Annotated in this window: 22 protein-coding genes and 1 tRNA gene; 8 read left to right on the forward strand and 15 right to left on the reverse strand. The window is 53.8% G+C overall.

Annotated features, from left to right (window positions below; translation table 11 throughout):
• Nucleotides 1-34: 34 nt before the first annotated feature.
• Together E3E25_RS02155 and E3E25_RS02160 are read left to right on the forward strand one after the other, a co-directional pair.
• Nucleotides 35-2,023, forward strand: a complete 1,989-nt coding sequence (locus tag E3E25_RS02155) for a 1,4-alpha-glucan branching protein (RefSeq protein ID WP_167891635.1) — start codon at nt 35-37, stop codon at nt 2,021-2,023.
• 74 nt (nt 2,024-2,097) lie between these two features.
• Nucleotides 2,098-2,415 carry a P-II family nitrogen regulator gene (locus E3E25_RS02160; protein ID WP_167892605.1) on the forward strand — a complete coding sequence of 106 codons (318 nt, stop codon included), beginning with the start codon at nt 2,098-2,100 and terminating at the stop codon, nt 2,413-2,415.
• Nucleotides 2,416-2,426: 11 nt separating this feature from the next.
• Here the strand turns inward: E3E25_RS02160 and E3E25_RS02165 are convergent, their stop codons facing one another.
• Together E3E25_RS02165 and E3E25_RS02170 are read right to left on the reverse strand one after the other, a co-directional pair.
• Nucleotides 2,427-3,161 (reverse strand): alpha-glucosidase, encoded by a 735-nt coding sequence (locus E3E25_RS02165; protein ID WP_167891636.1) that lies wholly within the window; start codon nt 3,159-3,161, stop codon nt 2,427-2,429.
• Nucleotides 3,162-3,312: 151 nt separating this feature from the next.
• Entirely contained in the window at nt 3,313-4,872 is a 1,560-nt protein-coding gene (locus E3E25_RS02170; RefSeq protein WP_167891637.1) for a sodium-dependent transporter, read from the reverse strand.
• Nucleotides 4,873-5,483: 611 nt separating this feature from the next.
• Between E3E25_RS02170 and gdhA the strand changes: the two genes are divergently transcribed.
• Nucleotides 5,484-6,743 carry a glutamate dehydrogenase gene (gdhA, locus tag E3E25_RS02175; protein WP_167891638.1) on the forward strand — a complete coding sequence of 420 codons (1,260 nt, stop codon included), beginning with the start codon at nt 5,484-5,486 and terminating at the stop codon, nt 6,741-6,743.
• Between the two features lie 15 nt (nt 6,744-6,758).
• Here the strand turns inward: gdhA and E3E25_RS02180 are convergent, their stop codons facing one another.
• Nucleotides 6,759-7,109, reverse strand: coding sequence for a potassium channel family protein (locus tag E3E25_RS02180; protein WP_167891639.1), 351 nt, complete (start codon nt 7,107-7,109; stop codon nt 6,759-6,761).
• Nucleotides 7,110-7,112: 3 nt separating this feature from the next.
• Nucleotides 7,113-8,276, reverse strand: a complete 1,164-nt coding sequence (locus E3E25_RS02185) for a hypothetical protein (protein ID WP_167891640.1) — start codon at nt 8,274-8,276, stop codon at nt 7,113-7,115.
• Nucleotides 8,277-8,394: 118 nt separating this feature from the next.
• Here E3E25_RS02185 and psmB point away from each other — a divergent pair, with 118 nt between their 5' ends.
• The 5 genes from psmB to rpiA are packed head-to-tail and all read left to right on the forward strand — an operon-like array spanning nt 8,395 to nt 13,395.
• Nucleotides 8,395-9,006 (forward strand): archaeal proteasome endopeptidase complex subunit beta, encoded by a 612-nt coding sequence (gene psmB / locus E3E25_RS02190; protein ID WP_167891641.1) that lies wholly within the window; start codon nt 8,395-8,397, stop codon nt 9,004-9,006.
• Nucleotides 9,007-9,016: 10 nt separating this feature from the next.
• Nucleotides 9,017-10,963, forward strand: a complete 1,947-nt coding sequence (locus E3E25_RS02195; RefSeq protein ID WP_167891642.1) for a beta-CASP ribonuclease aCPSF1 — start codon at nt 9,017-9,019, stop codon at nt 10,961-10,963.
• Nucleotides 10,964-10,979: 16 nt separating this feature from the next.
• Nucleotides 10,980-12,314: a pyridoxal-phosphate dependent enzyme gene (locus E3E25_RS02200; RefSeq protein ID WP_167892606.1), complete on the forward strand. Its 1,335-nt coding sequence runs from the start codon at nt 10,980-10,982 to the stop codon at nt 12,312-12,314.
• A gap of 39 nt (nt 12,315-12,353) precedes the next feature.
• On the forward strand, nt 12,354-12,707 hold the full coding sequence (locus tag E3E25_RS02205; RefSeq protein ID WP_370456637.1) for a hypothetical protein: 354 nt from the start codon (nt 12,354-12,356) through the stop codon (nt 12,705-12,707).
• Between the two features lie 4 nt (nt 12,708-12,711).
• The gene (gene rpiA, locus E3E25_RS02210; RefSeq protein ID WP_167891643.1) at nt 12,712-13,395 is read left to right on the forward strand and encodes a ribose-5-phosphate isomerase RpiA; all 684 of its coding nucleotides are present in this window, start codon (nt 12,712-12,714) and stop codon (nt 13,393-13,395) included.
• A 512-nt stretch (nt 13,396-13,907) separates the two neighbouring features.
• Here rpiA and E3E25_RS02215 read toward each other — a convergent pair.
• The 11 genes from E3E25_RS02215 to E3E25_RS02265 all read right to left on the reverse strand — a co-directional run bounded on the left by E3E25_RS02215 (nt 13,908) and on the right by E3E25_RS02265 (nt 25,152).
• Nucleotides 13,908-13,995 (reverse strand) — tRNA-Leu (locus E3E25_RS02215).
• Nucleotides 13,996-14,078: 83 nt separating this feature from the next.
• Nucleotides 14,079-14,747, reverse strand: a complete 669-nt coding sequence (upp, locus tag E3E25_RS02220; RefSeq protein ID WP_167892608.1) for a uracil phosphoribosyltransferase — start codon at nt 14,745-14,747, stop codon at nt 14,079-14,081.
• 50 nt (nt 14,748-14,797) lie between these two features.
• Nucleotides 14,798-16,252, reverse strand: a complete 1,455-nt coding sequence (locus E3E25_RS02225; protein WP_167892609.1) for an MATE family efflux transporter — start codon at nt 16,250-16,252, stop codon at nt 14,798-14,800.
• Between the two features lie 39 nt (nt 16,253-16,291).
• Entirely contained in the window at nt 16,292-17,692 is a 1,401-nt protein-coding gene (locus E3E25_RS02230; RefSeq protein WP_167891644.1) for an MATE family efflux transporter, read from the reverse strand.
• A 56-nt stretch (nt 17,693-17,748) separates the two neighbouring features.
• Nucleotides 17,749-18,162 (reverse strand): type II toxin-antitoxin system VapC family toxin, encoded by a 414-nt coding sequence (locus E3E25_RS02235; protein ID WP_167891645.1) that lies wholly within the window; start codon nt 18,160-18,162, stop codon nt 17,749-17,751.
• Between the two features lie 9 nt (nt 18,163-18,171).
• Entirely contained in the window at nt 18,172-18,393 is a 222-nt protein-coding gene (locus E3E25_RS02240) for an AbrB/MazE/SpoVT family DNA-binding domain-containing protein (RefSeq protein ID WP_167891646.1), read from the reverse strand.
• A gap of 90 nt (nt 18,394-18,483) precedes the next feature.
• On the reverse strand, nt 18,484-20,835 hold the full coding sequence (ppsA, locus tag E3E25_RS02245; RefSeq protein ID WP_167891647.1) for a phosphoenolpyruvate synthase: 2,352 nt from the start codon (nt 20,833-20,835) through the stop codon (nt 18,484-18,486).
• Between the two features lie 134 nt (nt 20,836-20,969).
• Entirely contained in the window at nt 20,970-22,394 is a 1,425-nt protein-coding gene (locus E3E25_RS02250) for a glycosyltransferase family 39 protein (protein ID WP_167891648.1), read from the reverse strand.
• Nucleotides 22,367-23,491 (reverse strand): hypothetical protein, encoded by a 1,125-nt coding sequence (locus E3E25_RS02255; RefSeq protein WP_167891649.1) that lies wholly within the window; start codon nt 23,489-23,491, stop codon nt 22,367-22,369. The genes E3E25_RS02250 and E3E25_RS02255 overlap by 28 nt, the downstream gene beginning before the upstream one ends.
• Before the next feature lie 3 nt (nt 23,492-23,494).
• Nucleotides 23,495-24,487 carry a hypothetical protein gene (locus E3E25_RS02260; protein WP_167891650.1) on the reverse strand — a complete coding sequence of 331 codons (993 nt, stop codon included), beginning with the start codon at nt 24,485-24,487 and terminating at the stop codon, nt 23,495-23,497.
• Nucleotides 24,484-25,152, reverse strand: a complete 669-nt coding sequence (locus E3E25_RS02265) for a hypothetical protein (RefSeq protein ID WP_167891651.1) — start codon at nt 25,150-25,152, stop codon at nt 24,484-24,486. Before E3E25_RS02265 ends, E3E25_RS02260 begins: the two co-directional genes overlap by 4 nt.
• Nucleotides 25,153-25,213: the final 61 nt, after the last annotated feature.

Consider the following 25,213-nt stretch of genomic DNA (forward strand, 5'->3'; position numbering starts at 1 on the left):
ACTCCAAGTACAATAACACTCCCGGTGATACAGAATGAAAGGCTACTTCACGTTCGTCCTCCACACCCACCTCCCCTACGTCCGGAAGCATGGGAAATGGCCCTTCGGCGAGGAGTGGCTCTACGAGGCGATGAGCGAGACCTACATTCCCCTCCTCATGGAGTTTGAACGCCTCCGTTCTTCGGGCATCAGGTTCCAGCTCGTGATCAACATAACCCCCGTTCTGACCGAACAGCTGGCCGACGACTACATCAAGGCCGAGTTCGAGAGGTACCTCCTCCGGAAGATTGAGACCACAGAAGAAGACCTGAAATCGGACAGGTACGATGAAAAGGCGGTTAAAGCCTCTCTCGGCCACTTCAGGAAGGTTTATGACTACTGGAGGGCCATAAACGGGGACATCATAGGTAAGTTCCGCGAGTTCCAGGATGCAGGATACATTGAAATAATAACCTCCGCGGCAACGCACGGCTATCTACCACTCCTCGGCAGGGACGAGGCCATAAGGGCCCAGCTCGCCAACGGGATAGCGACCTACGAGAAGCACTTCGGCAGGAGGCCGAGGGGGATATGGCTCCCGGAGTGCGCCTACCGGCCGGCCGGGGAGTGGGAGCTTCCCGGTGGAAGGAAGGTTGAAAGACCCGGTATAGAGAAGTTTCTGGAGGAGTTCGGCATCGAGTACTTCTTCGTTGAGAGCAGCCTGATTGATGAGGGCCCCGTGACTGGGGGCTACGGTGAGATTCCACTTTACGGGGGTGATAAGAGCACCCTCAGGCCTTACTGGATCAAGGGCTCCCGCATAGCAGTCTTTGCCCGCAACAGGGAAACCGGCCACCAGGTCTGGAGCGCGCACTACGGCTACCCCGGCGACTTCTGGTACAGGGAGTTCCACAGGAAGGCCCCGAAGAGCGGGGGGCAGTACTGGCGCGTGACGGGCAAAAACGTTGAGCTCGGCGACAAGGAGTTCTACGACCCCGATAAAGCGATGGAGCGCGTTGAGGAGCACGCGAGGCACTTCGTCTCGCTGGCAGAGAGACTGCTGGGTGAGTTCGAGGAGAGGTTCGGGGAGAAGGGAATAGTCGTTTCACCCTACGACACTGAGCTCTTCGGCCACTGGTGGTTTGAGGGCGTTAAGTGGCTCGGCAGGGTTCTTGAACTGATGGCTGAAAGGGGAATAACTACGACAACGCTCTCTGCCTTCCTTGACAACTACACCGGTGAGAGGTACGAGATTGAACTTCCGGAAGGTTCGTGGGGAGCTAACGCCGACCACTCAACGTGGTGGAACGAGGAGACCGAGTGGACGTGGGAGGAAATCTATAAGGCCGAGGACAGAATGGTGGCCCTGGCGAGCAGGTACTACGGAGGGGACAGAACCGCCGATAGAATCCTTGAACAGCTTGCAAGGGAGCTACTGATACTCGAAGCCAGTGACTGGCAGTTTTTGATAACGACCGGTCAGGCAAAGAAGTACGCCTGGAGGAGGGTTCTGGTGCACAGCAGGGACTTTCAGGGGCTGGCAAACGAGCTGGTGAGGTACATCAAAACCGGAAACTTCAACGTTGAGCTCCTGAGGAAGCTTGAGGAGAGGGACAACGCATTCAGACCGGTGATTGTTGGCAGCTACGTGAGCGAAAATCCCCCTGAGGTTCCGGAGTACGTAGAACCCCCTGAAGTTCCACCGGAGGAGAGCGAAAGGCCAGCTGAACGGCAGAGAGGAGTTGCCGAGAGGGCCTACGCCACGGAGGCCGTCAAGGAGATGGCAGTTAAGCCACCTGGAAAGGTGAAGAGGCCTGGTCCGGAAGAATCCAGAAAGCCCCGGACGCGGAAGAAGAGGAAACCCTGCAAGGCCGAGAGCGACCTCCTTTCCATAAAGGGCATCGGGCCGAAAACGCTGGCAAAGCTTCAGCGTGCTGGGGTCCATAGCATCGAGGATCTGAAAGGTGCCGACCTTGAGGAGCTGGCCAGAAAAACGCGTATCTCACCTAAACGGCTGAGGAGGTTCCTGGCCCAGGTTTCTTAGTTCCGGTTTCTTATGATTTTTTCACACTTCGAAAGCCTTTTCTGGAGTTTTGACAAATCTCCTATGTGGTTGCCATGAAAAAGGTTGAGGCGATTATTAGGGGAAACGATTTCGACCGTGTGAAGAACGCCCTAAAACAGATCGGGATAGTGCCCCTGACCGCTTACCCCGTCCAGGGGAGGGGTGTTCAGGGGGGCGTTCCGCCCTACGACCTCCTTCCGAAGATGAAGATCGAGATCGTCGTGAAGGACGAAGACCTTGAGAAGGTGATTGACGTCATCATCAGAAACGCGAGAAGCGGAACGCCCGGGGATGGGAAGATATTCGTAATTCCAGTGGAAGACGCGATCAGGATAAGAACAGGGGAGAAGGGCAACGAAGCCCTCTACTGAGGGCTTCTTTTTCACAGGAACGCGTGCCGGTGCTTGTAGAGTTCGACGAGGGAGCTGGCTATTAGGTATATCTCTACCGCCGAGAGGAGGACGAGGAATATCAGGTATCCCTGCGCAAAGGATACGCTCTTCCCCAGGTGCTCCGCTATGGTGCTCACCTGGTTGGGGTCGCGCAGGGCACTCAGGGAATAGACTATCGCGTTGAAGCCCACGACCAGGGGAATTGGGGCCGAGGCGTAGGCCAGCAGGAGTCCGGTGTAGCCCCTCCTCTGAAGGGACAGCATCGACAGGATTATCGGGATGGCCAGGATAAGCGCCGTTATAGCGAAGAACTGATTGAGATATGCCCCCGTCAGGACGAAGAAAGACGTCATTCCGAAGATGTATTTCCGGTATGCCCTCTTCAGCTCGACGAGCTTTTTGGGGCTGAAGTCGTACTCGGCCGACCTGGAATACAGGAGGACCTTGTTCACCGCTTTCAGGTAGTTCTTTTTGCCCTCCTTCTCTATGGCCTTGTCCGTGCTCATCAATTTGAGCTCCTTGGCTTTTTTGAAGAAGAACTCGGCCAGCTCCTCGTTGTCCTTCTCGACCCTGGATGCGACCTCCCGGAAGTTCCCCGCGGCCTCCTCCAGGGATTTCTTGACTTTTGTCTTCTCCTTTTCACTTAGGCTGCCGAGCCTCTCGATCTTTTCAAGGGTTGATTCGAGAACGTCGGCAGTTTCAAGAAGTATTTTTTCGCTTTTCACCTATACCCCCCCAAAATGGGAAAGAAAAAGGGTTTAAGACACTTCCCCTCTTTCCGCCTTGAGCAGCTTGTTGATGCTCCAGCCCATCATGGCGAATATTGCCAGCCACGCTATCAGCATGTAGATTACCCAGCTTTCCATTGCGATCACCTCAGACCCTTATGATGACCTCGTTCTTCTCGAGCTCCTCGCCGTACTTGCGCTTGATGGAGTAGTAGCTTTCCACTGCACCGACGATCCACATGAAGATTATTGCCAGTCTGGCCGGCCACTCGAGGGTTGCTCCTACGAGGCTCTGGGCGGATCCTATCAGCGGTATCAGCAGGAGTATTGGGGCTATGTAGAGCAGTATCGGCTTGTACCATCCGGGGACTTTCATGTAGGCTCCCTGGTGCAGCTCCTTCCAGAAGTTGCCCGGCTTGAAGAGGTACACCGCCACTATGATGTCGAAGAGCGCCAGCAGCGTGAGCTGGAAGCTGACCCATGCGTCAACCTGGTCGAGGTAGCCGCTGATGTACACCACAGGAAGGCCCGCGATGAAGTAGAGCACGAGCACTACCCAGGTTCCGACCTTTCTCTTGATGTTGAGGTCCTCCTCGAGGAGGGCGGTGAGGTAGTTGTACATGGCTATGGCTGAGGTGAAGCCCGCGAACCAGAGGAGGAGGAACCACATTGCTCCGAAGAGCTTTCCTATGTCACCCATGCTGACGAAGACGTTGGGCAAGCTGGTGTAAGAGAATCCGAGGCCGAACTTCTGGCCTATCCACGCGAGGGCCTCACTCTTGCCCTGGGCAAGAACATCGGGCGGCACGATCTTGGGGGCGTAGGCGGTAGCCAGCGGGACGGCGAGTGAACCACCGAGAACTACCTCGGCGAACTCGTTCAGGGAGACCGTTGCGAGACCGCTGAGGGCGACGTCGTCATCAGGGCCGAGGTAGCTGGCGTAGTTCTGGATGATACCCATACCGAGCGAGAGGGTGAAGAATATCTGCCCGGTTGCGGCGAGCATGACCGTCGCGAAGTGGTCCTTGAGGTACGCCCAGTTGGGGCTCCAGATGAACCTGAATCCATCAATGGTGCTCCAGTTGGGGTCTATTGGTGAGCCGAGGACGAACACGTAGCCGACCATTATGATGGCGAAGACGTAGAGGAGCGGCATCATGACCTTGACCCATCTTTCTATTCCCTTGCTGACGCCCTGTCCGACGGCTATGGCGAGGAGGATCACTGTTATGCCCCAGAAGAGCATGACCTGGGCGTGGTTGCCGAGGTAGTTGCCGAAGAACTCTCCGGTGTTCTGGCCGAAGTAGGCTCCAGTGGCGCTGAAGTAGGAGTAAGCCGCGGACCAGCCGATGAGGTGGAGGTAGTAGCTGTTCAGGAGAACGGTCAGTGAAAAGGCCAGCATTCCGCTGATAACTCCCCACCACAGTGCGCCTCTCGGCTTGACGCGCTCCCTGGCCATGAGGTAGTACGTGGGACCGAGGGTGCCGTGACCATACTTTCCACCGTAGCGACCGGCGACCCACTCAATCCACATCACCGGTATTCCCAGGAAGAACAGAGCTATAAAGTACGGCACCATAAAGGCTCCGCCACCGTTCTGGGCAACCTGCGTTGGAAACCTCACGAAGTTGCCCAGACCGACGGCGTTTCCAGCCATTGCTAAAATCAAACCAATCTTAGTTGCCCATTGATCCCTCTGTTGTTCCACAATATTCACCCCCGTTCTTAAATGTCCGGATCATGAAACCCCTGTGTATGGCTTTGGGGCATTATGTATAAGGTGAGGCATTCTATAAAAAGCTTTCTGATAGTTTTTTTCGACAAAAGACGATTTACTCAAGCGTTAAACCATGGTACTCATGCTCTCGCCATTTTTTTAATACGCTAACCGGACGTAAACACCTTTTTGACGTTATGACAATTTCAAGGCCAAAATTATTCAAAATGACAAATCTTTGGCCGATTCCCTCCGCCAAAATATTTAACTGAATGCGATTACAGTTGTAATGGTGCCCGATGATTGGAACGCGAGTGATCTGATGGGTGATGACCGACTTCTCGCTGAGGGCCTCGTTCTAACATTGTTTCATGCATTTATATCCAGTGGTGCTTTTTTATGTGCGTCAATGTATAAAAAATCTTGGATGTACAGTCCCGTTTTTGTCCTAAAATTTCGGGAGGATTTTTCTTTTCGTCGAAAATTTGCGTATATAACTTTTTGTTTAAAATTAACCGTTCTCCGGCCTTCTTTATCGAAAGGTTTATATATGCAAATGCCTAAGAGCCTATCGCAAATTACCGAAACCTGAGGTGGTAAAGATGGTTGAGATTGACCCGTTTGAGATGGCCGTTAAGCAGCTCGAGAGGGCTGCCCAGTTCATGGACATAAGCGAAGAGGCCCTTGAGTGGCTCAAGAAGCCCATGAGGATTGTTGAGGTCTCAGTTCCGCTTGAGATGGACGACGGTTCTGTTAAGGTTTTCACCGGTTTCCGTGTTCAGCACAACTGGGCCCGCGGTCCGACCAAGGGTGGTATAAGGTGGCACCCGGCCGAGACCCTCAGCACCGTTAAGGCCCTCGCCACCTGGATGACCTGGAAGGTCGCCGTCGTTGACCTCCCCTACGGTGGAGGTAAGGGTGGTATCATAGTCGACCCGAAGAAGCTCTCCGAGAGGGAGAAGGAGAGGCTTGCCAGAAACTACATAAGGGCCATCTACGACGTCATCAGCCCGTACACCGACATCCCGGCCCCTGACGTTTACACCAACCCACAGATAATGGCCTGGATGATGGACGAGTACGAGGCCATCAGCAGGAGGAAGGTTCCGAGCTTTGGAATCATCACCGGTAAGCCGCCCGGTGTCGGTGGTATCGTCGCCAGGATGGATGCCACTGCCAGGGGTGCCAGCTTCACCGTCAGGGAAGCCGCTAAGGCCCTCGGAATGGACCTCAAGGGCAAGACCATCGCCATCCAGGGTTACGGTAACGCCGGCTACTACATGGCCAAGATCATGAGCGAGGAGTACGGCATGAAGGTCGTCGCCGTCAGCGACAGCAAGGGCGGTATCTACATGGAGGACGGCATAAACGCCGACGAGGTTCTCAAGTGGAAGCGTGAGCACGGCTCAGTTAAGGACTTCCCAGGCGCGACTAACATCACCAACGAGGAGCTCCTCGAGCTTGAGGTCGACGTCCTCGCCCCGAGCGCCATTGAGGGTGTCATCACCAAGGACAACGCCGACAAGATCAAGGCCAAGATCGTTGCCGAGCTCGCCAACGGCCCGACAACGCCGGAGGCCGACGAGATACTCCACGAGAAGGGCGTCCTCATCATACCTGACTTCCTCTGTAACGCCGGCGGTGTTACCGTCAGCTACTTCGAGTGGGTCCAGAACATAACCGGCGACTACTGGGACACCGAGACTACAAGAGCAAAGCTCGACAAGAAGATGACCAAGGCCTTCTGGGACGTTTACAACACCCACAAGGAGAAGGCCATCCCGATGAGGGATGCCGCCTACGTCGTCGCCGTCCAGAGGGTCTACGACGCCATGAAGTGGCGCGGATGGGTGAAGAAGTGATTTCTTCTCCCTTTTCTATCCGTTTCTTCCGCCCTGCATCCGGTAGAGTCTTGCTATGGCCTGCATCGCCGCGGCCACCATTATGCCCGTGAATATCATCCCCAGTAGGGGCAAAACAAAGGCCGCAAGAAACTTTGTTAGAGCCTTCGTTGGGACTATATCCCCATATCCAACGGTGTAAGCTGAGATAAAGGCGAAGTATATACCGTTCCAGATGTCGATATTTTCCTGGCCTGCTATTACTATCCCAAGGGCGGTTATTATAAGGAACAGCCCGAGGAGAATGCTCCTTACGTAGTAGAGAACCCTCAAAAATTCGTGAAAAAAGGTGCGGAAGCCCACGAGTTCGAACTCGCTTTCTCCCATGGCTCACACCTTGGCCCAGTATTCCTTTTCCTCGACCATGGCTTTTACCATCTCGTCCTCATCCTTGAACATCGTCCTCCGAGATGGATTCTGCATGCCGTAGAACTCCATGAAAGGGCTCGGTCGTCTCTTGAACGGATAGTAGAGGTATATCGCCGCCAGCGTCCTGTATGCCTCGGCCATCTCGCTGATAACGCCGGCGGAAACGCCTTCGGCGTAGTGGTAAACCGCTATGGCCTTGCTGACATCGACGAGGTTGAAGTCCCTCTCGACGAGCTGGCGCCTTAGTATGTCGGTGGCCTGCTCTATGTCCTCTCTGTCGAGTTCCTCGACCTCCTCACCGTCCAGAAGGTGCTTTATCCTGATGCGCGTTATTGATGGGTCTCTGTTGACCTGGGCGTCGTATTCAGCAACGACCCACCAGTCGTCCAGGGCGCCGGGGTCAAGGACTGTAAAGTGTTCACTGAGCTTGTTGTAGAATCCCCTGACCCGCTGGTAGTACTCCTCCTCGTGACCGGTCATCGGATAGCTGAGGTAAACGAGCGGCTTCTCCCCTTCCCTGAATATCAGGTCAAGGAAGACTCCGTAGGGGTGTCTTATGCCGAACTGGAGGATGTAGCGGACCTCGATGCCTTCTTTCTTCAGCTCATGGATGAGGGTCTTGACGTGGTTTATGGCATCCTCGCGCCACATGACGAGGGTTGTCAGCTTTATGTTCTCGGGATCCTCGCCGAAGCGCTCGAACCACTCCTGGTCGTTGATGATGCGTCTTCTGACAGAGAGGACGTCGTCGAGGACTATTATCACACGGTTCGGCCTTAGAAGCTTTAGATTGCTCGTCGTGAACCCTATAACGCTCCCGCTTCCCCAGCGGAAGAGGCTTGGAGTTGAAACGAGATGGAAGTTTTTGTCACTTTCGTCTATTTCCTTTCTTATTCTATTGAAAGCCTCGTCCCGTATCTCGTTCATCAGATCCTGATGGCTTATGGCGAAGTCGAGAACGTTCTTCCTCGTTATCTTGACACCCAGCTCCTTTCCGACCTCCCTGATGTAGTCGAAGACGTGGTAGTAGGCGTAGCTCTCCCCGTCGGCGAGCTTCAGCGCCTCGGTTATGTACTCGTCGCGCCCGTTGAGCGGCGGACCCGTTAGGAGTATAACCTCCTTCATTTTACCACCCCACACCGTCTAAATGTAGGCTTCGGACGAAACCTTTAAATACTATTCCCCTAAATTGGCGTTGTAGAGGTTCTTCTATTCTAAAAACATACCAGCAGGGGTGTTGTAATTGGCTGAAAAGCTAAAGGGAACGACTACGGTCGGCATTGTATGTAAGGACGGCGTCGTCCTAGCGGCGGACAGAAGGGCATCGCTCGGCAGCATGGTGCTTTCAGAGAACGTTACCAAGGTGTTCCAGATAGACGACCACTTGGCCTTGGCCGGTGCGGGGAGTGTTGGAGACATACTCTCGCTCGTCAGGCTTCTGAGGGCCGAGGCCAAGCTGTACAGGGCGAAGGTTGGGTATGAAATGAGCGTGAAAGCCCTTGCTACGCTGACTTCTAACATCCTTCATGGCAGCAGGTTCATGCCGTACTTCGGATGGTTTCTCATAGCTGGCTACGATGTGAAGCCCGGGCTGTACTCGATAGACATGGCCGGGGGCATTACCGAGGATAAGTTCACCGCCGCGGGCTCTGGAATGGAGTTCGCCTTCGCGGTTCTGGAGGATAGCTACACCGAGGACATTAAATTGGAAGAGGGCATAAAACTTGCCCTCCGGGCGATAAAAGCCGCCACAAGGCGTGATGTTTTCACCGGAGATGGGATAACCCTCGTTACCGTGACAAAGGATGGCTACAGAGAGCTGAGCAAGGAGGAGATAGAGGCTCTTCTAAAGTGAGGTGGTGACTTTGATAAGGAGAGAAACTTTCGTTGATGACATATTACGGGACATAAAGGCCGTTATAAGTCAGATGGTTCCCAGGGAAGCCAGGATAACCGATGTTGAATTCGAGGGGCCGGAGCTGGTTATATACGTCAAGAACCCAGAGGCGATAATGCAGGACGGTGATTTAATACGAAACCTCGCCAAGGTTCTCAAGAAGCGCATCAGCGTTCGTCCGGATCCTGAGGTTCTTCTTCCCCCTGAAAAGGCCGAGGAGATGATAAAAGAACTCGTGCCCAAGGAGGCGGAGATAACCAACATAAGCTTTGACCCTTCCGTCGGAGAGGTCCTCATAGAGGCCAAGAAGCCCGGCCTCGTTATAGGAAAGAACGGCGAAACTCTGAGACTCATAACCCAGAGGGTCCACTGGGCCCCTAGGGTCATAAGGACCCCCCCTCTCCAGAGCCAGACCATCTACTCCATAAGGCAGATACTCCAGGCCGAGGCGAAGGACAGGAGGAAGTTCCTCAGACAGGTCGGGCGGAACATCTACCGCAAGCCCGAGCTGAAGAGTGAGTGGATTAGAATCACCGGCCTTGGAGGCTTCCGCGAGGTTGGAAGGAGCGCTCTCCTGGTTCAAACCAATGAAAGCTACGTCCTGGTCGATTTTGGTGTCAACATAGCCGCCCTGCGCGACCCCAAGAAGGCCTTTCCGCACTTCGAGGCGCCGGAGTTCAGGTACGTCCTCGATGCCGGTCTTCTTGACGCCATCATCATAACCCACGCTCACCTTGACCACAGCGGAATGCTACCGTACCTCTTCCGCTACAAGCTCTTCGACGGACCGATATACACCACTCCCCCGACCAGAGACCTGATGGTCCTCCTCCAGCAGGACTTCATCGAGATACAGCAGATGAACGGCGTTGAGCCGTTGTACCGCCCGAGGGACATCAAGGAGGTTATCAAGCATACAATAACCCTCGACTATGGAGAGGTTAGGGACATAGCCCCGGACATGAGGCTCACCCTCCACAACGCCGGCCACATACTCGGTTCGTCTATAGTCCACCTCCACATAGGCAACGGCCTCCACAACATAGCCATAACCGGTGACTTCAAGTTCATCCCGACGAGGCTCTTCGAGCCTGCCGTCAGCAGGTTCCCGAGGCTTGAGACGCTGGTTATGGAGTCCACCTACGGCGGAAGCAACGACTACCAGATGCCCAGGGAGGAGGCGGAGAAGAGGCTCATAGAGGTGATTCACCAGACGATACGTAGGAAGGGCAAGGTTCTCATCCCGGCCATGGCCGTCGGCAGGGCGCAGGAGATAATGATGGTCCTTGAGGAATACGCGAGAGTTGGCGGTATAGAGGTGCCCATATACCTCGACGGAATGATATGGGAGGCCACCGCCATACACACGGCTTATCCAGAGTACCTCAGCAGGCACCTCCGTGAGCAGATATTCCACGAGGGCTACAATCCGTTCCTAAACCCGATATTCAAGCCAGTCGCCAACAGCAGGGAGAGGCAGGACATCATCGACAGCGGCGAACCTGCGATAATCATAGCGACATCGGGCATGCTCGTTGGCGGACCGAGCGTCGAGTACTTCAAGCAGCTCGCCCCCGACCCGAAGAACAGCATGATATTCGTCAGCTACCAGGCGGAGGGAACGCTTGGACGGCAGGTTCAGAGGGGCCTGAGAGAGATTCCACTCGTCGGAGAGGGTGGAAAGACCGAAGTGGTAAAGGTGAACATGGAGGTTCACACCATAGACGGCTTCTCCGGTCACGCCGACAGGAGGGAGCTCATCAGCTACATAGCCAGGCTGAGACCGAGGCCTGAGAGGGTGATAACCGTCCACGGAGAGCCCCACAAGTGTCTTGACCTTTCAACGAGCATCCACAAGAAGTTCGGTATCTCAACGCGCGCCCCCAACAACCTGGATGCAATAAGGCTCAAGTAACCCTGGAGTGATGGGAATGGAGGTTCGCTGCCCCTCCTGTGGCAGGCTCTACTCCTCCCTTATTCCTCCAACGTGCTCCTGTGGGGAGCCGCTTAGAATAACGTACGACTACGAATCCGTGGACGTTTCTGCCTGGAAAGGTAGAAAGCCAGGTGTCTGGAAGTACCGGGAGCTTCTTCCAGATGTAAACCGTGTCATCAGTCTGAATGAGGGCGGAACGCCTCTTTTGAGGGCGAAACTCGGTGAAGAACTCGGGCTGAACGTCTTCATCAAGGACGAAACCAGGAATCCAACCGGTTCGTTCCGCGACAGGCTCATCACCGTGGCGGTCTCCTACGGCATTCCCCACGCAGAGAACGGCTTTGTTGTGGCCAGCAACGGAAACGCCGCCGCTTCCCTTTCGGCCTATGCAGCCCGGGCAGGAAAGCCTGCTTACACTGTCGTTCCAAAACTTGTCGAGCAGGGGAAGCTGAACCAGATAGTGGCCTTTGGTGCGAAGGTGATCCGCTACGGTGAGAGCGTTGATGAGGGCATAAGCTACGCGGAAGGATTGGCTGAGGGCAAGGGACTCTACAACGTCACCCCCGAGAGCAACCTCATTGGTCTGGAGGGGCAGAAAACGCTGGCCTTCGAGCTCTGGGAGGAGCTGAACCCTACTCACGTGGTGGTTCCGACCGGCAGCGGAAGCAACCTCTACAGCATCTACAAGGGGTTCGTTGAGCTCATGGAGATAGGTGCCATTGAGGAGATGCCCAGACTCATAGCGGTTCAGGCCGAGAAGTGTTCCCCCATAGCGAGTGAGGTTCTGGGCGTCGAGCCAAAGGCGGAACCTACAAAGGCGCTGGCGCTCTACGTGAAGAACCCCGTGATGAAGGAGCTGGCTTTGAAGGCCATAGGCGAGACCGACGGAACCGCAGTGATGGTCGGTGAGGATGAGCTCGACCTTGGACAGAGACTGCTTGCCGGCGAGGGAATCTTTGCGGAGTATGCCTCGGCAGTGATAGTTCCGGCCCTACTCAAGCTGGCCGAGGAGGGCTACTTTGAGAGGGACGACAGGATAGCGCTCATCGTGACCAGCTCCGGCCTCAAGGGCCACTACTCCGAGACCAGGGAGAAGTTCAGCATAGGTGGGACGAAGCTCGATATACTCAGACTCCTCGGCGATAGAACCATGTACGGCTACGAGATATGGGAGGCCCTGGAGAAGCCGCTCAAGTACCAGGCAGTTTACCAGCACCTCCGTGAGCTCGAAAGCCTGGGCCTGATAGGAGAATCCCACCGAAAGGGCAGGCGCGTCTACTACAGGCTGACGGATAAGGGCCGCAAGTTCCTGGAGACACTGTCCGGGTAACGGAAAGGTTTTAAAAGGTCTTTTTAAAGCTAAGCGTAGGTGAAGAACGTGGAGCTGGCAATTGAACACAAGTTTTCACTCTCAGTTTACCTCTGGGGACTCATCTGTGGCCTGGTCAGCGGGGTGGCAGCCGCAAAGTTCCAGTATGGCTGGATGATAGGCATTGCCATGTTTCTGGTCATCGACAAGGTAGTCATGGCCCTCATAAAGGAGCTCCCCCCCGACATCGAGGAGGAGCGCCTGATACTCAGGAAGGCCTTCTTTGGTTGGTTCCTGTTCTGGCTGTACTTCACCATGCTCAGCTACACCCTGATGGTCAGCTTCCAACCCCAGTTCTACTCAAACCAGAGCCTGCTGTATCAACTCACACAGAACGGAACGGTGATGGGGTGAGCCTATGGAGGAATTCAAGAGGGCCGTCGCTAAGGAGGCGTTGAAGTTCATCGAGGACGACATGATAGTCGGCCTCGGCACGGGCTCCACTACCGCTTACTTCATCGAGTACCTTGGCAAGCTCATAATGGAAGGGGAGCTTGAGGACGTCTACGGTGTTCCCACATCCTACCAGGCTAGGCTTCTCGCCCTCGAGAACGGCGTTCCGGTAGTCGGCCTGGACGAGGTCGATGCGATAGACATAGCCGTTGACGGCGCCGACGAAGTTGACCCCCACCTGAACCTCATAAAGGGCCGCGGTGCCGCTTTGACAATGGAGAAGATAATCGAGTACCGGGCAGGAACTTTCCTCGTCCTCGTTGACGAGAGCAAGCTGGTCGAGAGGCTCGGCCAGAAGATGCCCGTTCCCATCGAGGTGATTCCGGCGGCCTGGCGCGCCATAGCCGAGGAGATAGAGGTCTTCAACGCCACTGCTGAACTGAGGATGGCGAGCAAGAAGGACGGGCCGGTCGTTACCGACAACGGCAACTTCATTCTCGACGCCAGGTTCCACCGCATAGACGACCCGCTCGACCTTGAGATAGAGCTCAACAACATCCCCGGCGTGGTGGAGAACGGCATCTTTGCGGACATAGCCGACATAGTCCTCGTCGGCACGAGGGAAGGCGTCAAGAAGCTGGAGCGCTGAGGTTTTTCTTTTCCAACCTCTTGCTTGGTGGTTTTCCCTATAATGAATTCGTTCTTTCCACAAGGGCAAAGAGTCAGTCTCCAAAGGTGCACTAACCTTCCGTCATCCGTTAAGGACGCTTGAACGATAGTGAAAGCGGCGCTGAAGCTTTTGGAAAGCTTCACCAAGGAAACTTTGCCTGTGCAAAGTTTCATCAAAGTTCTTGATTCCTTTCAAAAATGCAACTTGGAGAACGTTTGCACTCTCAAATGGCCCTCTTAATCAAGAATTCATTCTTCAGGGCATCAAGACTGGAGGTTAACTCTAAAAGCGCTCCGAAGGAGCGCGGAAGAGTGTAAACCTCAACACGATTACCCAATTAAAAGGAATTCCAAGCCAAAGAGTTTGGCTTGAAAGGCAAACACTCCCGAGAAGACAACTCAAACAGGAATCACCAACCTTGGTCAAACTCAACGGGACTGTCGTCCCGTGCGTTGAAGCTTCGCTTCAACGTCGCCCAGGCGAAGTTTGTGTGGTGCGGGGGCGGGGATTTGAACCCCGGAACCCCTGCGGGAGTGGATCTTGAGTCCACCGCCTTTGACCAGGCTCGGCAACCCCCGCGCACCGCGGGTTTCAAAAAGAATAACAAAAGGCCGGCTTATAAATTTAACGTCCGCGAGCAGAGAAAACGGAAAGAAGGAATTTCAAACCTTAATCGGCGCACCGAAGGCCCTGTCGCCGGCATCGCCGAGGCCGGGGAGTATGTAGCCGTGGTCGTTGAGCTCCCTGTCTATGGCCGCCACGAACATCTCGACCTCCGGGTGGGCTTCTTTTATCCTGCTTATTCCCTCTGGAGCCGCGAGAACCCCAACTATGACGTAGCGCTTGGCCTTTCCGTACTTCTTGACCTCTTCGAGAACCCTGATGAGCGTTGAACCGGTTGCTATCATCGGATCCGCTATGATAACCGTATCCTCCGGCTTAATCTGCGGCACCTTGACGTACTTCATCTCTATCTCGAACTTCGGGGCCTTTCCACGCGATGCTGAGACTATTCCAACCCTTGCGTGGTCGAGAACCTTTATGAGGCCCTCCATGAGGGGAATCGCCGCGCGGAGAACGGTGATTATGACGACGTTTCTCCTGTCTTTGACTATCGTTCCAACGGTTTCTTCAAGCGGCGTTTTTATCGGAACCGTCTCAGTTTCCATCGTCTTGGTCAGCTCGTATGCCATGTAGCGGCCGAGTTTGACGAGCCCCTTTCTGAAGGCTATCGGCCCGGTTCTCTCATCGCGAAGCTCCGTCAGAATCTCCATGATGAACGGGGAGTCCTCGAAGGAGTAAACACCCTTCCACCGTTTATCCTCTATCATCGCTCTCACCGGTGGTGGGTCGGGGGAAGGGTTTATTAGCCTTCCGGCTGTTAAGCCGTGGCCTTCCCGGGCTCGGTTTTTGATTTTTCTTCGATTATCCGTCTCATCCATGTGCCACGCAGGAACCAGGCGAGGGCAACTATTCCAGCTAAGAAGTTGCTCATTCCCATGCCGAAGAATACTCCCTTGCTCGTGAAGTCGAAGAGCCTCGCGAGAGGTATGGAGATTCCGAGGATTGTTATGGCCCCGATGTATCCGAAGGCGTAGCTGAGCGGAATCCTCAGCCCCCAGAGGCGGAATATTCCAAGGGCCATGCTCTTCTTGGTGTGGCCTGCCGAGCTGAAGGTTCTGTTCACGACTATGAAGATTCCGTTGAAGAAGGGCACCGAAATGAGGAAGTACTTCATAACTATCTCGCTCTCCTGGATGACGGCAGGGTCATTGAGGAACACGCGGAATATCTCGACGCGGAAGACCCCGATTATCAGTATCGCAAGGCTCGCTATTGTGAAGTTTATGACCATAGTCCTCTCGGCTATTCTTTTTGCCCTTTCGTAGTTCTCCGCCCCGACGTTCTGTGCTATCATCGTTCCCATGGCCATGCTTATGCCGCGAGAGATGCTCGTGAGGAAGTTCACCAGCCTGGTGGTTATGACGTAGGCCGCGTAGGTGACGTCGCCGAAGCCGAAGATTATCCTAGTAAGGATGACGAAGCCGAAGCTGTTCGCGGACTGGCCGATGCTCGACGGCAGGCCAACCTTGAATATCTTCTTGTAGAACTCAAAATCCGGCTTGAGGCTCTCAAGGCTCAGGCTCAGCCCAACCCTATCGGTGAAGAGAAGGTAGAGGCCTATGAAGGCTCCAACCGAGTTTGCAAAGACCGTCGCTATTGCGGCCCCTGCAACTCCCAGCTTCGGGAAGCCCAGCCAGCCGAATATGAGTATCGGATCGAGGATTATGTTTATCGCCACCGTGAGAAGGGTTATCTTGACCGGTGTTTTCGTGTCCCCAGTTGCCCTCACGAGCGCTCCAAAGGCCATGAAGGTGAAGGAAAATGGGATGCCGAGGAATATTATCGTAGCGTATGTGAGAGAGTATGGATAGACGTTCTCGCTGACCTTCATGAAGTGCAGCGCATACGGTAGGAGGAGCGTTCCGATTATGGCAGTTGCCGTCGCGAAGAATAGCATGAGTGAGTAAAGGGCCCCAGCCGAGCGGTTGGCCTTCTTGTACTCTCCCGCCCCGATGTACTGCCCGACGAAGGCGAAACCGGCAGTAGTGAAGCCCATGCCCAGCGCCATGAGGGTTCCGATTATCGGCCAGGTAACGCCTGGAGCAGAAAGCGCTTCCCTCCCGAGTTTGCCTAACCAAAACGTGTCCGTGATGTTGTAGATAACCTGGACTAGGTTGTTAACGATAAGCGGGCCCGCCAGAACGAGGAGGGTTTTCTCTATGGGCCCGGTTAGTATCTCTTCGCGCATCTTCCCGATTTTCTCGCTCTTCATGTGCAATCAGACCGCAATCGAAACGGTGATATAAAAGGTTTATGATGCGCTCGCCGATTCCTCGATTATCCTTTCCATCCAGCTCCCGGTCAGGAACCAGGCGAGAGCAACAACCGCGCCGAGAACGTTGCTCAGACCCATCCCCAGCCACATTCCGGCGGTGTCCCTCACGAGGATTCCGAGGCCGTAGCTGAGGGGAAGCCTTAACCCCCAGAGGCGGAGCATGCTGAGGAGCATGCTCTTCTTGGTGTGGCCGGAGCTCTGGAAGACATTGTTTACAGCGGAGAATATGCCGAAGAAAGGCAGCGATGCGGAGAAGTACTTAACGACCTTAGCGCTCTCGGCTATTATCGCCGGGTCGTTGATGAAAAAGCTGAATATCTCCACGCGGAAGAAGGCGAAGAGGAGCGTCCCGACGCTCAGGATGGCAAAGTTTATCGCCATCGTCTTCTCGGCTATGGTCTTGGCCCTCTCGTAGAGCTTTGCCCCAACGGTCTGACCCACCATTGTCCCCATCGCCATGCTCATGCCGTCCGAGAAGGCGAACATGAAGTTGGTGAGCCTGTTGGTTATGGAGTAGGTCGCGAAGGCCACATCGGCCTCGCCGAACTGACCGCCGAGGGTGAAGATTATCCTCGTGAGTATGACGAAGCCGAGGGCTGTGGTTGACGAACCAACGCTTGAGGGTATGCCAACGCGGAAGATGCGCTTGTAGAATGGCCAGTCTGGCTTCAGGCCTTCCACCGTGAGGTGTATCCCGACCTTCCCCCTGAAGAGGAGGTATCCGCCGACGAGCGAGCCGAGGCTGTTGGAGAACATCGTGGCTACCGCGGCACCGACGACTCCAAGTTCCGGAAACGGCCCCCAGCCGAATATCAGGAAGGGGTCCAGGATCAGATTGAGAAGCACGGTGGCTATGTTTATCTTAACCGGTGTTTTGGTGTCGCCTATAGCCCTCAGGAGGAAGTTGAAGGCGAAGAGCGTGAAGGCGAAGGGTATCCCGGCGAAGATGACGCGGGTGTAGTTGAGTGCGTAGGGATAGACCGTATCGCTAACGTTCATGAACCCGAGGAGGTACGGGGCGGAGAGGACACCGAATATTCCAACCCCGAGGGCAAAGAACATCATAAGAGAGTAGAGCGCTCCCGCGGCGCGGTTTGCCTTCTCGTACTCCCTTGCACCGACGTACTGGCTGACGAAGGCGAAGCCTGCCGTTGCAAAGCCCATCCCTATGGCCATGAAGAACCACACCAGGGGCCACGCCGTCCCCGGTGCCGCCAGCTCCTCCCTTCCGAGCTTTCCAAGCCAGAACGTGTCGGTGAGGTTGTAAAGAACCTGAACGAGCTGGTTTACGATTAGAGGATAGGCTAGCACGATGAGGGTCCTGACTATAGGCCCGCTGATGATCTGCTCCCGCATCGCCTCTACTTCACGCCTCATTGAGATGACTATCGAAACGTTGGTATAAAAAGTTTATTGTGGATAAAAGAGCCATTTCACGGCAAGACTTTGACATCGAGGTGTACAAAGTGTCTGTCGAAGGTATATATCTCCTCCAATCCTAGCTCTTTCATCTTCAGGTATGCAAGGGCGTCATTTACGCTTATCCTTTTTTCGGACGCTATTATATCGGCTTTTAAATATTCCTCAGGAGTAACTGCTAAAACCTTGACGTTTTGGGCGGTTAGCAGTTCTTCTACGAACTCAATTGCGGTGGTTAAATTTACCTTCGCCTCGATGATGTTAGCGACCTCGCTTAAATGAACAACGGTAGTGACGACTTTTTCACCTTTTTCTATTCTCCTCAAAATCTCCTGTGCCTTCTTTTTTCTTTCTATGACTTCATCTGGAATACCGGGCCTTGGTCTAATCAGGGCATACAAGAAAACGTTGGCATCTATGAACCTCATAATGACACCTCAGTAAAGGCTTTCCAGTAGTTCCTTTTCCAGGTCGGTTCCTTTTATTTCCGCGTCTATTATATCGAAGAACCTAGAGAGTCTTGGTCTCTTTCGGGGGATTATCTCGATCTTGTCCTCAAGCTCGATAACGATTACTTCATTTCCCCACCTCTCACGCCAGGATTTTGGTATGACGAGTCTTCCCTGGGGATCAATTCTTTTAACTTCCACAACAGCCATTGAACCACCATTAAAGAGTCCTAACTGGAATTAATAAGCTTTTAGGTACAGCACACCATGAGGGAAAGGGAACAGAAAAGGGAAGGAAGCTCACTCGAAGAGCCTCTTGCGAGCCGCCTCAAGGATGAGCTTCTGCTCCTCCTGGGCGACAGTCTTCCTGATGAGCTCCACCGCGTCGGGGTTGGCTGAGATGCTGTCGATGCCGAGCCTGACGAGGATCTTGGCCATCTTCGGGTCGCTTCCTGCCTGTCCGCAGATGCTGGTCTCGACGCCGTACTTCTTGGCGACCTTGATGACGTTCTCGATGAGCTTGAGCACCGCCGGGTGCTTCTCGTCGTAGAGGTATGCTATCCTGTCGTTGTCCCTGTCGATGGCGAGGGTGTACTGGGTGAGGTCGTTGGTGCCGAAGCTGACGAAGTCGAGGCCCTCCTTGATGAGGTCCTCGATGATGAGAGCCGCTGCCGGAACCTCGATCATTATTCCCCACTCGACGTCCTTGTGCGGCTCAAGGCCGACTGAGCGAGCTATCTCCTTGGCCTTCCTGATCTGCTCGGGGTTGGCGACGAGCGGGAGCATGACGCCGATGTTGTCGTAGCCCTCTTCGACGACCTTCTTGATGGCCTTGAACTCAGCCTTTAGGAGCTCAACCTGGTCAAGGCTCCTCCTGATTCCGCGCCAGCCGAGCATCGGGTTCCTCTCGTCCGGTTCGTCCTCTCCGCCGGGCATCTCCTTGAACTCGTTGGTCGGAGCATCAAGCGTCCTGTACCAGACAGGCCTCGGGTAGAACGCTGAAGCAACGGTCCTGATGCCGTCGGCGAGCTTCTCGACGAGCTCCTCCTCCTTGCCCTCCTTGATGAACTTGACCGGGTGCTTGCCTATGGTGAGTATCATGTGCTCGGCGCGGAGGAGACCGACACCGTCGGCGCCGGTGGCTGCAGCGCGCTCAGCGACCTCCGGCATGGAGACGTTGACCTTGACCTTGGTGGCGGTGACGAGCGGAGCACCGGCAACGACGACCTGACCTGTGGCCTTCTCTTCCTCCTTCTTCTCGACGAGGCTCTTGACTATGCCCTTGTAGACAACACCCCTGGTTCCGTCAACGGTGACGTAGTCGCCGGTCTTGAGCTTCTTGGTGGCCTCCTTGGTACCGACGACTGCCGGGATGCCGAGCTCACGGCTGACGATAGCGGCGTGGCTGGTTCTTCCGCCCTCGTCAGTAACTATGGCTGAAGCCCTCTTCATGGCCGGAACCATGTCCGGGTTGGTCATGGTGGTGACGAGAACGTCGCCCTCCTTGACCTTGTCGATCTCGTCGGCCTCGAAGATGACGACGACCCTTCCGGCACCTATGCCCGGTGAGGCACCGAGTCCCTTGAGGATGACCTCGGCCTCCTCAACTTCGGCGGCCTCCTGGGCGGTCTCGGCCTCCTTGAGGGTGGTGATCGGCCTGCTCTGGACGATGTAGAGCTTGCCGTCGTCGGCGTCGTAGGCCCACTCGATGTCCTGCGGCCAGCCGTAGTGCTCCTCTATCTTGGCACCGATCTTGGCGACCTCTATGATCTGCTCCTCTGTGAGGACCTGCTTCTCAACCCACTCCGGGCCGAGGTAGTCGGCGACCTTGACGTAGATGGTGCCCTTGCCGGTCTCCGGGTTGCGGACGACCATGACCTCCTTCTTGGCGATGTACTTCTCCTTTATCTTCCAGGTGCCCTTCTCGACGATGTACTCGTCAGGAGAAACACTGCCGCTGACGACGGCCTCACCGAGGCCCCAGCTGGCGTTGATCATGATCTCGTTCCTGTTGTTGGTGACCGGATTGGCGGTGAACATAACACCGCTGGTCTTGCTGTTGACCATCTTCTGGACGACCGCTGAGAGGTAGACCTTGCTGTGGTCGAAGCCCTGCTTGGCCCTGTAGAAGGTAGCGCGAGCGGTCCAGAGGCTGGCCCAGCACTTCTTGACCTTGTCTATGACGTCGTCAACGCCGTAGACGTCGAGGTAGGTCTCCTGCTGGCCGGCGAAGCTGGCCTCCGGGAGGTCCTCAGCGGTGGCAGATGAGCGGACGGCAACATAAACCGCATCCTTGTTGAATCTCTGAGAGAGCTCCTTATAGGCCCTCTCGATCTCTCCGGCTATCTCTGCCGGCATCGGGAGCTCGATTATCTTCTGCCTGATCTTGGCGGTGTTCTCCTGGAGCTGCTTGGAGTCATCGACGTTGGTCTCGGCGATGACACCCATAATCCACTCCTGGAGGGTCTTTCCGTCCTCAAGCTTGACGTTCTCGACGAAGTACTTGTATGCCTCGGCGGTAACACAGAAGCCGGGCGGAACCGGAATGCCGGCGTTGGTCATTTCTCCAAGGTTGGCACCCTTTCCGCCAACAAGAGCGACGTCGCCCTTTCCGAGTTCCTCAAACCACTTTATAAACTTGTATTCGCTCATGCGAATCCCTCCACAATCGTTTACTGCGGGTGATATATCGAAGGTTCATATTTAAAATTAACTATCCAAGGCTGTTCTTTGGCGTACAGGAATGAAAAAGATGGAGAATGTGCTCATTTTTCTATTGAAATCTTTTAGTGTTCTTGATTTTCGAGAAGGTCTTTCCTGAGGAAGATTTCAAACTTGCCATCGTAGAAGTCCTCTACCTTGACGTAGTTCCCACTGGTGATTATGTTGAGATATGTGTTTGGGTTCTTGTGGATAATCAGGTCGTAATAACCATTGGCTATTTTTTCTCTTGTTTTGTTGTTGTACATAATCATTTCAATCCTGGCATTGGGATAGTAGAAACCTGCCATTGTGTACAGATACGGAGACACTAGGAGAGTGGTGGCATGATAGTGCTCTGAGGAGTATTGGAGAACCTCAGAGTCGTATCTTCCAACCACGTTCCAGTCTTCCTTTAGACCTTTGGCCCTTAGTCCCACGGGGGCAATTAGTATCAACCCAAGGAAAAGTACCGTGAAGGGCTTCCATCCAGCAGGGCTTTTGCCCCTAAGCTTTCCTAGCACCAGATCTATGCCATCTCTCAGGAGGAACAGGCCTTCCGCCGCAAGCATTCCCATGGCAGGAGAGAGAAACGTTATGAACCGGGTCTCCTTATGGGTGACCGTGAGTATTCCAGCGAGCCCAATAAAAAGCCAGCTCACTAAGAGCCACCCTTCATCATTTTTCTTTATCCTAAAGAAGCCCGCGAGTGCCAGCAGTGGCAGGAGATATCCAATGTCTTGGAGGAGCATTTTCATGTAATCCGATACTGAGACGGGTCTGTCGAGTGTGACGACCCTTGAGGCTACACTGAAAGGCCTTAGGGCACCACCATAGTAGAGATGCCCCATGTAGAGCCAGGGGGCGAGCGTTATTGCCAAAATGAGGAACCCCACCCAGTACTCCTTTTTCCTAACCCACTTCCAGTCATCTACCAGCCAGAGATATGCCAAGAAAACTCCAAAGATTGAGAGTCCAGTGTATCTAGTGAGTATTGCCAGGCCCGCAGAAACGAAGGAAAGGTATATCCTTGTGATATTTCCTCTTTTCCTTCCGCTGTAAAGCATGTAGAGGGATAGGGTATAAAACAGAGTGAATTCGCTGTGGACTAGCTCCCTTGTGGCCATTGTAAACGCGAGGGGATTGAATATATAGAACCCAGAGGCTATGATAGCTTTTACTCGATCACCCAACATCTCCACAACCAATAGGTAAACAAGAAGTGCGGTAAGTCCAAAGCTCAAAAGGGAGACCAATCTCGCTACCGTAAGGTGGAGTTCCATAGGTGTAACTCGAAAGAAGACCGAGAGTGTGTAGGGATACAGCGGTGGCCTGTACATCATGTACACTCCTTGATACGTAAAATTGGTTATGTCTTCGGCCAGATTGCGGGCTATGTTTATGTAAAGGGCGCCATCGTAGGTTAATGTGTTCCTTGATGGGAACGTTGCAATTCCCACTAACATCGCCGCCAGAAATGGAATCAGACCCAGTGTTCTGTTCTTTCCCATGTCTTCACCCCCAGTGCTAGATATGCCAAAAATGCCGTGGTTGGAAGGAAGAATCCGTCTATTCCAATGGGTATCATGAGAATAAAGAGCGTTAGGGCGAGCACTTCCGTAACCCGGGTTCCCTCGGTATCTTTGAGTATTCCTCCGAGTAGGAAACCCTCGCCCAAGCCCAAAATTCCAAAATCATGAACAGGTTGCCCAAAAATTGTGTAGTTGTAAACAACACTGCTCCCAAAGAGCCTCCCAACATAGCCCTTTGGATCCGTCGAGATAAGTATTTTCAGGTCACCCCAGGGTATTCCAATCTCAAACAGCCTCTCATACACGCTGTAAGTGAATCCCATCCTGTAGAAGAGCGTTTCAAAGAAGCCCAGCTTCCACTCCGGATAAGTGTGCAGCGTTGCATAGTACCTCACCAAGAAGAGCGCCATGACGCCCGCCGAGAGAGTCCCTATCTTCAATAACCATTTTTCTGCCCCTGCCTTTAAGTTGCCTTCTTGGACTAACTTCAACAGATATGCTATCGTTACAGCCAGTCCCACAGTCCTGAACGTTGAGATGATAGCTATTGCCAAACCGATCAGGAAAACTCTGAAATCCGAACGTACGGAGAGCGCTGAGACCACCAAGTACCCTGAGGCCAGGTAGAAAAATCGGACATTCGTATACCTTACTTGAGGGTGGAGGAGGGGCATCTTGCCCATAACAACTGGAATCATAGCCAGTATGAGGGCAACTGCGACCAATAGTACATCTATCGTTACTGCAACAGTGGTGGGAGCTTTCTTGATTTTCCTACCCTCCTCTCTCGCTAGCGCGGCAGGCATTGCGATGGCTGCTAGGGCCACGGGAAACCCCCACCATCCCGTGGCGGACAGGACGAGGAGTACTGTGAGGACATACGTAACAGCTCGAACCCTTCGGGGGATTATCCTCGCAACGGCATATCCAGAGGCCATTGCGATAGCAAAGGCAACGGCATAAAGAAGTGGGAATGTTCTCGGAGGAGGGAGTAGCTCAGGAAAGACCAGTTTTGCAATTATCCCGGAAATCGTGTAGATGGCCAGTAACACCCAGAAAACCACACTCAGCCTCATGCCTCAACGCCTCAGTTTCTTGAAGCCTTTAAGGCCTTTTATCACGATGTACGCTCCGAGTGCGAAGAGCAGATAGACGGGCAGATCAAGTATGCCAGTTTCAACTCCGACTATTCCATAGGCTAGGGTGGAGTAATACAGGGCCCTTGTGGAGTTATGGGTTGCTCCGCTTATACTCCCGTAGTAAACACCTAGGAGAAATCCCTCAATAAGGGCGAGAATACCAAAATCGAGGTACATTCCCCCGAGCAGAGTTGCGGTCATGGTTACCCCCGTTTTAATGTAAAGGAACTTGGCGATGAGTCCGCGCGGGGAGTATCCCCCTAGCAGATAGGAGGTTACTCCGCTGAGTTGGAGGGCACCGTGATAGAAACCGTGCCACCTCGTTCGCAGGACTATTACATCCAGGACGGAAGTTGTTCCCTGCACCCTTGTCCAAATGCTCTGGACGGCCTCCCCCCTTATAATGCTGATTCCCGCACCGAGGAAAGTCGCGATAAGCAGAATTCCCAGTAGGTGGTAACTCCTCAGTTTTCTATGTTCCATAGCGCTTTCGTAGTATGCACTTCCAATGGCTATAACACTTACTAAGACGGGTGTTCTGTAAGCGTAGAGGGCCACTATAAAAGGATAGAGGAGTGCATATTTCCTCCCCCCTAGGAACAGATATACGCTTGCGGGAACCCCCAGGAAGTATGTGAGGGCCGTCAGGCGGGGATTTAGGCTAGTTCTAATAGCAGGGTTCAGAAGAGGGATACCCCTTAGAATTAAGATCTGAATAAATATTATGGCGATTGAAATCCAGAACGCCCAAGTCATGTACTTTTCCTCAATATCAATGCCAGTATCCACCCACTCTATCTTTTGTCCTTTTAATATTCCAATTACCATTGCAATTGCAAAAAGGGCACCCACAAAGAGCGTCTTTGGCTGGGCCAGTCCCAAGGATATGAACGCAATGAAGAGTACTGGGATGAGTACCGGAAGATTTCTCATCCGCTCCTCACCTCAAGCACTTTCAGGGGGAGGTTGCGCTCCTCTGAGTTGACGTACAGTGTGCCGTACATGTAAACGGTATAGTTTGACAGGCCTCCCTTCAGAAAGGAAAGAGGCACCATGTTAGCCGTTAATATCGCTCCTTCCGAGCTTACGTGGTTTATCGTGAGGGAGCCGTAGCTTAAGTAATCCGCCTGGTATTTCAGGGTTCCGAGCTCGATTGGACTGATGTGCCCTTTTACATAGATAATACCGCTGAACCTCTCGGAATAGGCGTCTACCGTCAGATTGGCGATGACATCTTTCATATTCCCGTACACGGGAGGTAGAAGCTCATAGACATAAACTTTTCCTCTATAGTGAAGTGTTAGGAACTTTGCTTTTATGTCCTCTTTGGTCGCGCTGGGTCCACCGATGGTAACGATTTCTCCATGGGAGAGTATGGTTATTGTAGATCCCTGGACACTAATCAAGGTTCCCTCGATGGTTTTTCCATCGATGCTCTCTGCCCGGAGAGTGACGTTGAAACCTTTTGTGAGGAGGCTGAAGCCCCTGTTGGCCGCTTCATATATCTCAGCACCTTGATAGTGCTTCACATAGCTGTTTACCATAAATCCAAAAGCCACTATCAGCACTATAATCGCAACGGGCTTCTTCCACTCCATGTTCGTCACCACACCTTTCACTAAATCCCCTTGAGAGTGAAGCGGTTTTATATCTTTTGTT

Origin of the sequence: Thermococcus sp. MAR1 (genome assembly GCF_012027305.1) — an archaeon.
Lineage (GTDB): Archaea > Methanobacteriota_B > Thermococci > Thermococcales > Thermococcaceae > Thermococcus.

Bases quoted from the DNA above. Each gene is read 5' to 3' on its own strand.
- E3E25_RS02155 (WP_167891635.1), top strand. From the start codon at position 35: ATGAAAGGCTACTTCACGTTCGTCCTCCACACCCACCTCCCCTACGTC.
- E3E25_RS02160 (WP_167892605.1), top strand. From the start codon at position 2,098: ATGAAAAAGGTTGAGGCGATTATTAGGGGAAACGATTTCGACCGTGTG.
- gdhA (WP_167891638.1), top strand. From the start codon at position 5,484: ATGGTTGAGATTGACCCGTTTGAGATGGCCGTTAAGCAGCTCGAGAGG.
- E3E25_RS02180 (WP_167891639.1), bottom strand. From the start codon at position 7,109: ATGGGAGAAAGCGAGTTCGAACTCGTGGGCTTCCGCACCTTTTTTCAC.
- E3E25_RS02185 (WP_167891640.1), bottom strand. From the start codon at position 8,276: ATGAAGGAGGTTATACTCCTAACGGGTCCGCCGCTCAACGGGCGCGAC.
- E3E25_RS02200 (WP_167892606.1), top strand. From the start codon at position 10,980: ATGGAGGTTCGCTGCCCCTCCTGTGGCAGGCTCTACTCCTCCCTTATT.
- rpiA (WP_167891643.1), top strand. From the start codon at position 12,712: ATGGAGGAATTCAAGAGGGCCGTCGCTAAGGAGGCGTTGAAGTTCATC.
- upp (WP_167892608.1), bottom strand. From the start codon at position 14,747: ATGATAGAGGATAAACGGTGGAAGGGTGTTTACTCCTTCGAGGACTCC.
- E3E25_RS02225 (WP_167892609.1), bottom strand. From the start codon at position 16,252: ATGAAGAGCGAGAAAATCGGGAAGATGCGCGAAGAGATACTAACCGGG.
- E3E25_RS02230 (WP_167891644.1), bottom strand. From the start codon at position 17,692: ATGAGGCGTGAAGTAGAGGCGATGCGGGAGCAGATCATCAGCGGGCCT.
- E3E25_RS02235 (WP_167891645.1), bottom strand. From the start codon at position 18,162: ATGAGGTTCATAGATGCCAACGTTTTCTTGTATGCCCTGATTAGACCA.
- E3E25_RS02240 (WP_167891646.1), bottom strand. From the start codon at position 18,393: ATGGCTGTTGTGGAAGTTAAAAGAATTGATCCCCAGGGAAGACTCGTC.
- ppsA (WP_167891647.1), bottom strand. From the start codon at position 20,835: ATGAGCGAATACAAGTTTATAAAGTGGTTTGAGGAACTCGGAAAGGGC.
- E3E25_RS02250 (WP_167891648.1), bottom strand. From the start codon at position 22,394: ATGGGAAAGAACAGAACACTGGGTCTGATTCCATTTCTGGCGGCGATG.
- E3E25_RS02255 (WP_167891649.1), bottom strand. From the start codon at position 23,491: ATGAGGCTGAGTGTGGTTTTCTGGGTGTTACTGGCCATCTACACGATT.
- E3E25_RS02260 (WP_167891650.1), bottom strand. From the start codon at position 24,487: ATGAGAAATCTTCCGGTACTCATCCCAGTACTCTTCATTGCGTTCATA.
- E3E25_RS02265 (WP_167891651.1), bottom strand. From the start codon at position 25,152: ATGGAGTGGAAGAAGCCCGTTGCGATTATAGTGCTGATAGTGGCTTTT.